This window comes from Nitrospinota bacterium, from assembly GCA_027619975.1.
Taxonomy (GTDB): domain Bacteria; phylum Nitrospinota; class Nitrospinia; order Nitrospinales; family VA-1; genus JADFGI01.
This window is the reverse complement of the sequence record JAQCGX010000012.1, coordinates 1-12,765: the sequence shown is the minus strand read 5'-3', so window position 1 is coordinate 12,765 and position 12,765 is coordinate 1. Positions and strand designations below refer to the sequence as shown.

11 protein-coding genes are annotated in these 12,765 nt (G+C 50.3%); 9 read left to right on the top strand and 2 right to left on the bottom strand.

Annotated features, from left to right (window positions below):
- Window positions 1–17 precede the first annotated feature (17 nt).
- Entirely contained in the window at window positions 18–449 is a 432-nt protein-coding gene (locus O3C58_05955) for a hypothetical protein (protein ID MDA0691405.1), read from the bottom strand.
- Between the two features lie 186 nt (window positions 450–635).
- Between O3C58_05955 and O3C58_05950 the strand changes: the two genes are divergently transcribed.
- The 9 genes from O3C58_05950 to O3C58_05910 all read left to right on the top strand — a co-directional run bounded on the left by O3C58_05950 (window position 636) and on the right by O3C58_05910 (window position 11,223).
- A complete protein-coding gene (locus tag O3C58_05950) occupies window positions 636–2,399 on the top strand; it encodes an NAD+ synthase (protein MDA0691404.1) in 1,764 nt (587 codons plus the stop codon).
- A gap of 82 nt (window positions 2,400–2,481) precedes the next feature.
- Window positions 2,482–3,147 carry an isoprenoid biosynthesis glyoxalase ElbB gene (gene elbB / locus O3C58_05945; GenBank protein MDA0691403.1) on the top strand — a complete coding sequence of 222 codons (666 nt, stop codon included), beginning with the start codon at window positions 2,482–2,484 and terminating at the stop codon, window positions 3,145–3,147.
- Between the two features lie 246 nt (window positions 3,148–3,393).
- Window positions 3,394–4,404 carry a GDP-mannose 4,6-dehydratase gene (locus O3C58_05940; protein ID MDA0691402.1) on the top strand — a complete coding sequence of 337 codons (1,011 nt, stop codon included), beginning with the start codon at window positions 3,394–3,396 and terminating at the stop codon, window positions 4,402–4,404.
- 29 nt (window positions 4,405–4,433) lie between these two features.
- A complete protein-coding gene (locus O3C58_05935; protein ID MDA0691401.1) occupies window positions 4,434–5,153 on the top strand; it encodes a WbqC family protein in 720 nt (239 codons plus the stop codon).
- Between the two features lie 33 nt (window positions 5,154–5,186).
- Window positions 5,187–6,383 carry a radical SAM protein gene (locus O3C58_05930; GenBank protein ID MDA0691400.1) on the top strand — a complete coding sequence of 399 codons (1,197 nt, stop codon included), beginning with the start codon at window positions 5,187–5,189 and terminating at the stop codon, window positions 6,381–6,383.
- A gap of 10 nt (window positions 6,384–6,393) precedes the next feature.
- A complete protein-coding gene (locus tag O3C58_05925; protein MDA0691399.1) occupies window positions 6,394–7,311 on the top strand; it encodes a glycosyltransferase family 2 protein in 918 nt (305 codons plus the stop codon).
- On the top strand, window positions 7,311–8,165 hold the full coding sequence (locus O3C58_05920; protein ID MDA0691398.1) for a radical SAM/SPASM domain-containing protein: 855 nt from the start codon (window positions 7,311–7,313) through the stop codon (window positions 8,163–8,165). The genes O3C58_05925 and O3C58_05920 overlap by 1 nt, the downstream gene beginning before the upstream one ends.
- Before the next feature lie 17 nt (window positions 8,166–8,182).
- Window positions 8,183–9,007, top strand: a complete 825-nt coding sequence (locus O3C58_05915; protein ID MDA0691397.1) for a class I SAM-dependent methyltransferase — start codon at window positions 8,183–8,185, stop codon at window positions 9,005–9,007.
- Window positions 9,008–9,120: 113 nt separating this feature from the next.
- Window positions 9,121–11,223 (top strand): tetratricopeptide repeat protein, encoded by a 2,103-nt coding sequence (locus O3C58_05910; GenBank protein ID MDA0691396.1) that lies wholly within the window; start codon window positions 9,121–9,123, stop codon window positions 11,221–11,223.
- A gap of 26 nt (window positions 11,224–11,249) precedes the next feature.
- Here O3C58_05910 and O3C58_05905 read toward each other — a convergent pair whose 3' ends face one another.
- The gene (locus O3C58_05905; protein ID MDA0691395.1) at window positions 11,250–12,602 is read right to left on the bottom strand and encodes a hypothetical protein; all 1,353 of its coding nucleotides are present in this window, start codon (window positions 12,600–12,602) and stop codon (window positions 11,250–11,252) included.
- Between the last annotated feature and the right edge of the window lie 163 nt (window positions 12,603–12,765).

The window sequence follows — 12,765 nt, the reverse complement described above, 5'->3', positions numbered from 1 at the left end:
GGTTTTAAATTTCAGGTTCAGGGAGATTGGGGGTTGATCTGCTCGGACATCAATTTCATGATGTTCATTTTTTCTTCGTCGCTCATGGCATCGACTTTTTTCTGGAGTTCTTCTTTTTGTTCCGGCGTCATATTTTCCATATAATTTCTGGCGGCGGTCATGAGATCGCCCTGGGCGCCCCCCGACAGGCCGGAAAGATCCATCGGGTTGTCTTCCACTGGTTTTTCAGTCTGGATGTGCAAGGTTTCGGGAGAGCGGAATTCGATGTGGTCGCCTGCAATTTTCCCGAAAATTTTTTCCTGTTCCAAATTCTTAAGAACCGTGGTCAGGGAAGCTTCATGGGTCTTGCAACTCTGATAGACCGGCTTGAACGGCAGTCGAACGATTTTCTCCGGAAAGCCGTTTTTGGTGATCGAATGTTTGATGCTGGCTTCTACGGTGTTTTCCATAATATTTTTAATGAGTCTGAAAAATTAATCCGGCCAATAAATCGGCAGGTGAATTCAAGAGAATGGATGTTTACCCCATTGTAGTATAATCTCGGCAGTCGTCCCAAATAAAACCATGAAATGGGGCTCTATATTTGAATCTTAAGGGTTTCAGAGCATCGAACTTCGTATTTTGGGTCCCGAACATTGCAAGCAAAAAAACCAAGCAAACAAAAAAAATCCGTCTCTTCAACTTCGCCGATCCTCCTCAGGGTGGCGACCGCGCAAATCAATGCCATTGTCGGGGATTTCAAGACCAACGCCGACAAGGTAAAGGCCGGGATCAAGCAGGCCCGCAAAATGGATGCTGATGTCGTCCTGTTTCCCGAGTTGATTCTGACCGGGTATCCGCCGGAAGACCTTCTGCACAAGGAAGGGTTTGTCCAGAAAAACCTCGCCACCCTGCAAAAGCTCATTCCTCACACTAAGGGCATCACCGCCGTCATTGGCTACGTCGAACCTGTCGGCGGCAAACTCTATAATGCCGCCGCCCTGATTTCCGACGGCAAACTGCTGGGCAGTTATCGCAAGACCCGTCTTCCTAATTATGGCGTCTTTGACGAGAAACGTTATTTTCACGAAGGCGAGGGGTTGGTGCGCTTCACGCAAAAAGGCGTGACGCTGGGGGTGACGGTGTGCGAGGACATCTGGTTCGCCGACGGGCCGGGAAAAAGGCTGTGCGGAGAAGGCAATGTCGATGTTCTGCTCAATATTTCATCGTCCCCCTACCACAAGGGCAAAGGCCAGTACCGGGAGGAAATGATCCGCTCCCGCGCTCGACAATATAAGTCGTTCGTCGTTTATGCGAATCTGGTGGGGGGGCAGGATGAGCTGGTTTTCGACGGCCAAAGCCTGGTGATCGGCCCATCGGGAAAATTGATCGCTCACGGAAATTCATTCGTGGAAGAGATGATGGTCGTTGACTTGGAAGTGCAACCCAAAAGTCGCACGAAAAAGGGCAACAAGGCGAAACCTGCGGGCATAAAAACTTACCGGGCGGCTCTCAAGGATAAGCCGGGCCATTGCAAAAAAACGTTGCCTGCGCGGGAGTTCAGGCGGCGGGAGGAAATAGAGGAAGTGTACGAGGCCCTGGTTCTCGGAACCCGCGATTACATAACGAAGAACGGATTCAAAAAAGTGGTCATCGGTTTGAGCGGCGGGGTGGATTCCGCCATGACTGCGGTGATTGCCAAAGACGCGCTGGGGGCGGAAAATGTCGTGGGGGTTTTGATGTCCTCACCCTACACATCCAAAGAGAGCGTGAACGATTCCCTGGAACTGGCGGCGAACCTGAATATCGAGACGCTAACGTTACCCATTGAAGCCGCGATGGAGGCTTATGAGCGTATTTTGGCGGATGTGTTTCAGGGCGCATCGGCGGATAGCACCGAGGAGAATATTCAGGCCCGGATTCGCGGAAATTTGTTGATGGCCCTGTCGAACAAGTTTGGCTGGCTGGTGCTGACCACGGGCAATAAAAGTGAAATCAGCGTCGGCTATTGCACCCTGTACGGAGATATGGCCGGGGGCTTTGCGATTTTAAAAGACGTGCCTAAAACCTGGGTTTATGAACTGGGGCGGTGGGTCAACAGGCGCGATCAAAAATTAGTGATTCCGGAAAATATTCTCATCCGCGAACCCACAGCCGAATTGCGCCCCGACCAGAAGGACACGGACTCTCTGCCGCCTTACCCTCTGCTGGACAAGGTATTGGCGCGTTATATTGAAGAGGATCGGTCCATGAAAGAATTGCTCGGGCTTGGGCTTTCATCCCAGGAGGTGCAACGGATCGTGAGGATGGTGGACATGAATGAATACAAACGCCGGCAGGGGCCTCCTGGCATCAAGATCACGCCCAAGGCTTTTGGCAAGGACCGGCGACTGCCGATCACCAATCATTTTAAAGGCTGAGAGAAGAGCCCGCCGACACGGGAGTTTTGTGATAAAATCATCCACAAAATCCACAAGTTAATTCATTGGCAGGGGGCATGTTATGAAAAAGAAAATAGGCGTGGTGTTGTCTGGGTGCGGTGTTTACGATGGCGCTGAAATTCATGAGGCGGTCATCACCCTTCTGGCGATTGACCGGGCGGGGGCGGAGGCTGTCTGCATGGCTCCCGATGTGGATCAGATGCATGTGATCAACCACCTGACCGGTGAAGAAATGCAAGGTGAAACGCGAAACGTGCTGGTGGAGGCGGCCCGCATTGTCCGCGGCAACATTGTGGACATCGCCACGGTGAAAGCGGACGATATCGATGCGTTGTTTTTCCCCGGCGGCTTTGGCGCCGCTAAAAACCTGTGCAATTTCGCTGTGAAAGGGGAAAACTGCGATGTGCACCCGGAAGTGATGCGCCTCGTTAAAGAATTTGCCCAAAAGCAAAAGCCGCAAGGGGTGGCCTGCATCGCTCCGGCCCTGTTCGCGAAAATTTACGAGGGAGAATCCCAGCATCCCACCCTCACCATCGGCAACGACCGTGACATCTCAGAAAAAATCGAGAAAATGGGCAGTCATCATCAGGATTGCGCGGTTCAGGATATTGTGGTGGATAAGGAAAACAAAATCGTATCGACTCCCGCTTATATGCTGGGGCAGAGCATTTCGGAGGTGGCCGAGGGCATCGAAAAAAGCGTTAAGGAACTGGTCAGGATGATATGACCTCCCCTAACCCCTCCCTTGCAAGGAAGGGAATAAATGCTAAAAAGAGGTTGGGAGGGGTGATTAAAACCACCGATGGCATAGATAAACTAATATGCATCTCAAAAAGAAACTTTTGTCAAAACTCCAAATCCATAGCACGTTAATATTGGGTCCAGCGTCACGCTGGGCTAATGGCCCACTCCACTAATTCCGTTAAGGAGTTATGGTAGATTATGTCGATTTTCCTCTTACCCGCGAGCGATCATGAGTGACCGAGAAAAAACTATCCTGGTAACCGGCGGCGCAGGGTTTATCGGCAGTAACTTCATCAACTACCTGCACAAGCATTATCCCGGTTATAAAATCCTTCTGCTGGATGCCTTGACCTACGCCGGTAATCTGGACAGCATTGCCGAAGGCATCAAAGGAAACGGCCATTTTCAGTTTTATCACGGCAACGTCACCCACCCGGATATCGTCAATTCCCTGGTCGCCAAAAGCGATATGGTCGTGCATTTCGCGGCGGAATCGCATGTGACCCGATCGATCTACGACAATTCCCTGTTTTTTGAGACCGATGTCATCGGCACACAAGTATTAGCAAATGCCATCGTCAATCATCCTGTGGAGTTGTTCGTTCACATTTCATCTTCGGAAGTTTACGGGACTTCGGTTGCCAGCCCGATGGATGAGGAGCATCCGCTCAACCCGATGAGCCCTTACGCGGCGGCCAAGGCGGGAGCCGACCGGCTGGTCTATTCTTATATGCAAACTTATAATATTCCGGCGGTCATCGTGCGCCCGTTCAACAACTACGGCCCGTGCCAGCATCTGGAAAAGGCGATCCCCAACTTTATTGTCAGCGCTCTCGAAGGACAGCCGTTGACCCTGCACGGATCGGGAGAAAGCACCCGTGACTGGATCTTTGTGGAAGATACCTGTGAGGCCTTGACCCGCATCCTGCATGCGGACAGGGAAAAGGTAATTGGAGAAACCATCAATCTGGGCACCGGCATCGATACGTCCATCAACGAGATCGCCAGAAAAATTCTGAATATTCTGGATGTTCCGGAGAGTCAGATTGAATACGTCACCGACCGCCCCGGACAGGTTTCCAGACATATTTCCAGTACGGATAAAGCCAAACGCCTGCTCGACTGGGAGACGAAAATATCTTTGGGTGAAGGGCTCAAGCGCACGGTTGATTTTTATACCGGCAACCGTAAATGGTGGAGCAAGTTTCTGTGGATGAAGGAACTCTGGGGCGCAAAATGATCGAACGCATTTTTGGTTATTGATCCTCGATGCGTTTGAGTATTCTGCAACCGTCCTATTTGCCGTGGCTGGGGTTTTTCGATCAGATGATCCGCGCCGACACGTTTGTTTTTTTAGACGATGTGCAGTTCACCCGGCGGGATTGGCGTAACCGTAATAAGATCCGCACGCGGGAGGGGTGGGCTTGGCTCACCGTTCCGGTTCTGCAAAAGAGCCAGTTCAAACAATCGCTGAAAGAAACCCGGATCGATAATTCCGTTCCCTGGCGACGCAAACACAAAGAAGCCATCCGCGCCAATTACGGTCAGGCACCTTTTTTCGATTTATATTTTCCCGCTCTGGAGTCGGTATATAATAAACAATGGGATTTTCTGCTGGATCTCTGCTTTGAAACTTTGCAGATCTTGCAGGCGGCGTTAAATATAAAGACGCTTATTATGAGGGCTTCGGAAATGGAAATGGAAGCCGTCAAGGGGGAAAAAATACTGGCCATCTGCCGGAAGTTGGATGCGACGCATTATTTGACCGGGGATGCGGCGATGAATTATCTTTCGGAAGAGGAATTCCGCCAAAACGGAATTACTCTGGAGACGCAGAACTATCAGCACCCGGTTTATAAGCAACGGTATCCCGGTTTTGTTCCCCATCTTTCGGTGATCGACCTGTTGTTCAATATGGGTGCGCAGAGCCAGGCGATTTTAACCGGAGTGAACCCCAATGACGGCGATTGCCAACCGGAGACGTCTTAAAAAGGGATTTCTAAAGTTTTAAAAAAAGTGGCTATGCTGGATTTTAAATTTCTTCAGAAAATAATCCCCAGGATTTATTCTTTCATTCCGTTTTATCTGCGGCCGGAATCGTCTTTTCCGCCCTTCCAGGCTTTTTTTGAAGTGACCTACCGGTGCAACCTGCGCTGTGACATGTGCCACTATCTCGGCATCATCGAAGATACTGAATCCAAAAAAAAATATAAAAACGAAATGTCTGCCGAAGAAGTGAAACAGGCGGTCGCCTCGCTTCCCAGACAAACCCTGGTCACTTTCACCGGCGGGGAGGCGTTCATGAAAACCGATTTCATGGATATTTTACGTTTCGCTTCCTCCGGGCACAAGGTGCACGCCATCACCAACGGGACGCTGCTCACCGAGCAGACGGTGGAACAACTGCTGGACATGCGGCTGAAGAGTTTGTGGGGCTCGGGATTTTTCTATCTCGGAGTTTCTCTGGAAGGGCATGAAGCCCTGCACGACCAAATCACCACGGTTGCCGGTTCTTTTCGAAAAACTACGGAAGGGCTGGAGCGGTTCATAAAAAGGCGCACGGAATTGAATAGCCGTTACCCTTTGGTACACCTGACCTGCGTCATCAACCGGTCCAACGTCATGGATCTGGTCCCGCTTTACGATTACGCCAACAGCCTGGGGGTGAATGTCTGCAATTTTGTTGTGGATAATCCAGCGACTTATTGGCACGCAAAAGATTACGATCAGGACCAGCATTTGCGGGTTTCGCCAAAACCGGTGGGTGAGATATCGCCGGTGGTTCTCAGAGAACAACTGGCAAAGTTGACGAGCCGGAGCCGTGATTACCGGACCAAACTCCGGTTTTCCCCGAACTACATCACCCCGGAGGAGATCGTCCGCTACTATTCCAATGAAAGTTCCTATAAAGATTACCGATGCTATATTCCCTGGTCCAAGGTCGCGGTGACCGCCTATGGCGATGTGTTCAGTTGTCCGCATGTCCGATTGGGCAATATCAGTGATGCGGGCGGGAACATTCCCTGGCATTCAAAAAAGGCGAAGGCCTTCCGCAGTCTTTTGAAAAAGGAAAAGATTTTCCCCGGTTGTCTCGGTTGCTGCCAGTCGGAATACATAGGGAGTGTGGGGCCGGAGATGATCCGGGTTCAATCGGGGGTCGAGACTTTTAAAAAGGTAGGCGGAAAAGATTTTGTGGCGCAGCCAAACTGCAATGGATAATAGTCAGCCTGTGGAACTATCTATTGTGATTCCTGTCTATAACGAAGCGCTGATTTTGCCGGAGTTGGTTTCTCGCCTGACAACCGTTTGTTCGGGGCTTGGAAAATCCTATGAAATTATTTTTGTCGATGACGGCAGTACCGACGGCTCGTTTGCGGCGCTTCGGGAATTAAAAAAACAGAATGACGCTCTCAGGTTGTTGAAATTCACACGCAACTTCGGTCAGCAGGCGGCGGTGCTTGCCGGGTTTCGTCTCTGTCGCGGCGACATCTTGGTGCAACTCGACTCGGATTTACAACACCCGCCGGAAGAGATCCCCAAACTACTCAATGCCTTCACCGCTGATGTGGATCTGGTGACCACGGTTCCTGAGAAACGGCGGGATGGGTTGTTCAGGGTCTTAGGGTCCCGATATTTGCATTGGTTTGGACAGCTTCTCTTTGGCGGCGCATTCAAGTTGAATCTCAGCTCTTTCCGCGCGATGCGCCGTAGCGTGATAGAAAAAGTGGAGGCCTGTCGCGACCAGTCCCGTTATATGGCGGTGCTGATGAGCTGGATGGGCCTGCCTTCGGTGGAAATCCAGGTGGAACATCATATTCGCCAAAAAGGGCAAACCAAATATTCCATTTTGAACTTGATTCAACTCACCTGGGATCTCATCACCGGCTATTCCAATTTTCCTCTGCGGGTGGTGACCTATATGGGGCTGTTCGGTGCGATGCTGGGTTTTGCGGTCATGATGTTTCTGCTTTACCAACGGATCGTTCAGGGAGTTTTGATTGAGGGGTTTGTCGTCCTCTCTGCGGTGTTCGCTTTTTTCGCAGGCGTGCAGCTTCTTTCCATCGGGTTTCTCGGGGAATACCTGGGGCGCGTGCATATGCAGATTCAAAACCGACCGGACTATATAGTTGAAAAGGTGATCGACTGATGGAAATAAAAAATCTGACCTCCCTGATCATCGAACCGACCAACACCTGCAACCTGCGGTGCACGTTTTGTTTTGTGACCGAAGGGATGAACCGTGACGAAGGGTTTATGAGTTTCGATCTTTTTAAAAAGGTGATCGACGATTCCCCCGACCTGGAACACCTGTGCATGCACAACTGGGGCGAACCGCTCCTGCACAAAGATATTTTCCGCATGTTCGATTACGCCCATCGAGCCGGGGTTCGGCACATCGTCATGAACACCAACGGGACGTTGCTGACAGACAAGATGATCGATAACATCGTGGACAGCCCGTTGAGCATCATTCGTTTTTCCATCGACGGGTCGGCGGAAACCTTCAAAAAAATTCGCGGCGTCAATCTGGATAAAATCGAAAAAAACATTCTCAGGCTCAAGGAGAGGAAAGAATCGCGAAGGCCGGAGTTGGGCATGGGCGTGGTCTTTACGGTGGAGGAGGATACCCAGCAGGATGTCGAGGAATATGTCGCCCATTGGGAAACCATCGTCGACCATGTGCGCCAGCAACCCAAGCTCATTCAAAGTCCGAGAAAGGACGTATGCCCGGAACCCTTCGGCAAGGATTATGGCAAGCTGGTGGTGCTCTGGGACGGGACGGTGATCCCCTGTTGTGTCGACTACAACGCAGAACTTGCTCTCGGCAATGCCTGGCAGGATCGCGTGACCGATTTATGGCGCGGACGTGCCATTGAACAGTTGCGTGAACAGCACCTTTCCGGAGAATTTCCCGATACCTGCAAAAACTGCAACGAATGTGAAACCGGCAAAACAACAAAACGATTTTTCTACGCCATTGCACCGGGCGCCGACGCTTGAATCAGGATAATTTTGTAATGACCGCAGATCTGGCAAAAAACCATGACTTGCAGGAAAAAGTCCTTGCCGAAAACCGCCGCGTCCATGCACTGGAAGGAGAGTCTTATCTCTCCCGCCACCCGGAACAGACCAATTTTTTTCAAACCGGAATCTTAAGAAAATCCATCCATCAGTTATGCGCTCGATTGGGCAATGAGGAATCTCGCATCCTCGATCTGGGTTGTGGTACGGGATACCTCTATCTCAAACTGCTGGCCGAAGGGTATCGCATGACGGGGGTCGACCTTTCCAAGGAAATGGTCGCAGGCTTGAAGGGGAAAATTCCTGTCGCATCGATGAGCCGGTCGTCCCTTTCCGTCATGGCGGTGGAGGAGTTTGTCGAAACCGATGTGGAAACCTACGACGCTGTCGTCATGTCCGCCCTCCTGCATCATCTTTACGATTACCAGTCACTGGTCCGCAAAGTTTGCAGGAAGTTGCCGCCGGGCGGATTGTTCTGGGTCTTTTTTGAGCCGCTCCAGCAGGAGATAACATCCCCATTCCGATATCTTTTGCATAAAAGAATCGCTCGTTTAGACGAGACGGCGTACCAGTTTGAAATGAAAGCCCGCAGGATTCCGCTGTTTGAAGAGGCTTATGATTTGTCCGATTACCAGCGCCGCTTTGGAGGCATCGACCCCAACGGGTTGATAGACGTGTTGCAATCCGAAGGCTTGCAAATCATTGATGTAGAAAAGTACTGCTCGCGTCGTTACGGATTGCCTGCATTTCTGGCCACCCACCTGCTGGGCACGCAAAATACCTTCAATTTGCTGGCCCAAAAGAGAAGCATCGCCGATTAAGGCCGCCACAGTTTGCGGGTTGATCGTTCCCCAAAAAGCATTCCACAATGTGATCTTGCTGTTCCCATCAAATGTGATATGATTTTTGATAATCCCTCATTCCAAAGAATTAAATGGGAACTCACATGCGCTTCCATCCATTCCGCCTGTTTCCATGGCAAAGAATTCGGTTTTTAATAATCGCAGTTCTTTTAATTTCTCTCGGTTGTGCCACCTCCCAGCCTCATTCCGTCGGGCCGTCGAGAAGTTCCCTGCATTTTGAAAATTCCCGCGCCGATAAACTGGTGATTTTTGTTCACGGCCTGGAGGGCGATTCTGTCAAAACCTGGACACGGACAAACGGAGAAGGGGAGTTTTATTGGCCTCAGGGCCTTTTTGAAGACTCCTCCTTAAAAGGAATGGATGTTTTGTCGTTTGGATATAAGAGTCACTGTGACGCTCCACTGGAGATTCCAAAAATTGCCAGGCAATTGCGGAAAACGGTGAACGAGTTGTTGGAAAAAAATCGTTATGAATCTATTTCATTTGTGGCGCACAGTCTGGGCGGCGGCGTGGTCCGGGAGTTTATATTGAGCGAGCACCATCATCTCGATCATATGACCCCCTTGAGAAATATCATCCTGCTCGCTACGCCGAATTCAGGGGGGAGGTTACTCAACTTTGTTTCCCATCATTGCCCGAATTCTGTGCGCGGTGACCCTCTGGGTTTGAGAAAATTTCTAGTTACATTGAATGACCGGTGGGAAAAGAGATTTGAGCCTAAAAGCATGGGCGAAACAGGAGACTACGCTTCGGGCTTCGAAATGGTACCAATCATGACCATTGGAAAAATTGTTGAAAAGGATTCAGCGGTTGCCAATTTTCATACGGCTCAGGGTTTCATGAAAAGTCATCCGCAAATGGCGAGACCCTGGGGACGCGGCGACCCGCTTTATCTTTGGGTGCGTCAGCAACTGCTGGGTTCAGAGCCCGACCCCAGAGTCCGGCAGGTTGCCGATGCGGAAGTCATTCGCATTGAAGAGGTGATCCGCCGCCTGCAAACTGAATTAATGGGAACGAATCGTGCCGAAGCCCTGAAGTTCATTGACGATGGAAAGATTGACGAGGCGTTGGCGTTTCTATATCGACAGAAAGTTGGCGAAGACCCGGTGGCCAGGGCGCAGGACCATTTTATCAAAGCGCAGTTTCATGAGCTAAATTTCGATTCCGGCAATGCACTTGACAATTATAAAAGCGCTGTTCGGCTGTCCCCAAATAATTCAACTCATATGAGAGAAACCGGTTTGTATTTGTTAATTTTAGGAGACTTTGATCAGGCTTCGCAATATCTTCAGAAAACCCCTGGCAACCAATTGCGAGCCCTCGAAACCAAGCATCCTAAAATAGCGGATCACTGGAATAACCTTGGCGATGAGGCTCGGAAACGGGGGGACAACAAGCAGGCCATTGAGTATTACGAAAAGGCGCGGGACAGTTTTCTGGAATCCGTAGGACCGGATCATCCGTTGGTCACTCAGATATGGACTCATCTCGGTCTGGTTCGATTCCGAAACGGGGATCATGATGAGGCTATCGCGAACTGGGAAAAGGCGGTGCAGGGAGCCATCAGGCATTTAGGGGAGGATCATTCGGATCTTGCGGAAAATTGGAATTACCTCGGTTCCGCCTGGCTGGCGAAAGGCGAGCTGGACAAGGCACTGGATTACTTTGAAAAAGCTTTAGAGAGAAACCAGAAAAATTACGGTTTCAATCATTCGGAAGTGGGTTTTGGACTCAGCCAGATTGGTGAAATATGGCGCAAAAAAGGTGATGGTGAAAAGGCCATCGAGTATTACCAAAAGGCGGCCAAGAGTTATGTGGCCGTTCATGGGCCAGACCACCCCAATCTGGCGGCCTTGTGGAATAATTTAGGCTCGGCCCTAAGAGCAAAGGGGGATTTTGATCAGGCCATCGTGAACTTTGAAAAAGCCCTTAGCATCAATAAAAAAACGCTGGGACCGGTTCACGCGCAGGTGGCGCGTGATTTGAACAATCTGGGAGCGGCACTAAGCTCCAAGGAAGAATATGATCAGGCCATTGAATATTTTGAAAAGGCGCAAGCAATTTTTGAAAAAGAGGGAATGGCCCGCAGTCTGGAAACGGTCAATAACAACTTAAAGGCCGCGCGCAAAAATAAATCTTTCCTTGATAAGGTAAATTCCTCTACAGCGCCTTAATTTTATTTTCTATCCTTTGCGCAGGTTCAAACGATCTCCAGAGTTTTCAGATTGACCAGGGTGGTCGAATGAATGAGGGCATTGTCGCCGCTGGGGCTGAGTTTGTTTCCGGCGACGTTGAGGTTGACGAGACCGGCGAGAGTCCTGGAATTTGCCAGGGCCTGGGCGCCTTCATCGCCGATCGCATTCAGTGTCAGCACCAACTTCCGCAGGCTGGACAGGGATTGAGATTTTGCGATAGCCTGGGTTCCCGGAGCATGAATCCAATTTTCGTTTTCCAGAAAAAGCGCCTCCAGGCGGACAAGAGTTTTGGAACCGGCCAGGGCAATCGCTCCCTTATCCATAATACTGTTGTTATTGAGACGCAGATGTTTCAGGTTGGAAAAATGTTCACTTTCCGCCAGGGCGGTGGCCCCTTCCGGGCCAAGTTTATTTTCACCCAGATCCAGAGTTTCCAACCCCTTCATATTGGCCGATTGCGCCAGGGCCTTCACCCCTTCTGCGCGAACATCGTTGTTGTTCAGGTCCAACAGTTTCAGGCCGGTCATGGTTTTGGATTCGGCCAGGGAAATGGCGCTGTCGGTGGTCAGGGAAGCATTGAGGAGCGTCAATTCCTGCAGTGTCGAAAAAGCGTCTGACTGGGCGAGTGCATAAATTCCGTCGTCGCCCACAGGGTTGTTGTTGAGAATCAGGCGTTTGATTTTTGGAAACGGATTGGACCGGGCCAGAGCTTCCAGTCCTGCGAAAGTGATGGAGTTGTCCGACAGGTCCAGGGTTTCCAGTTCCTCCAGGCAAACGTGTTTGGCGATTTGCTTCAAGCCATCGTCTCCCAGGCAGGTGTCTCGGAGGTTGAGGGTGCGCCAGGGCAGTTTTTGCGGCGCTTCGGAAATAGCCTTGATTCCCAGTGGCTCGATGCGATTATGCGACAGGTCCAGTTTTGTTAATCCGCTAACCACTGGAGAGGAGAACAAAACTTTTGCGCCCAGCATACCGATCTCGTTGCTGTTCAAGCTGAGCTCTGAAAGGTTAGATAAATGGGCCGATTTGGAAAGGTAGAAAATTCCTTCGTCGTCCAGGTTGTTGTTGGCCAGGGAAAGAATTTTCAGGTTGGAAAATATTTTTGCTCCCACCAGATGTTTTAATCCGGCAGAGGTCAAACCCGTTTGGTTCAGATTCAGGGATTCCAACCGACACAGGGGTTCGATTGCCGCCAATGCTTTAAAATCTTCCTCCCGCAATTTATTGTGGCCAAGATCGAGGCATTTTTTATCCAGGCTCAATTTTTCTTGCACCAGTACCCCGAGATCGGGATTTTGCGTGTATTTTTCAAAATACCTCAGGAATTCGAGACTGTCGTCGATGTCTTTCGCGTCTGCCATGATTTCGTGTTTAGGTGATTGGAAGGCTCAGTATAACACTTTGCCGGGCAATTTCTAAAATACAAGGAGGGAGACTGCAGTTTTTTACTAAAGGGCATCTCTAAAAATTAGTTTATTACAGGAAATCGAACACTGTACAAGGATTTCTTATATTGGTGGCACG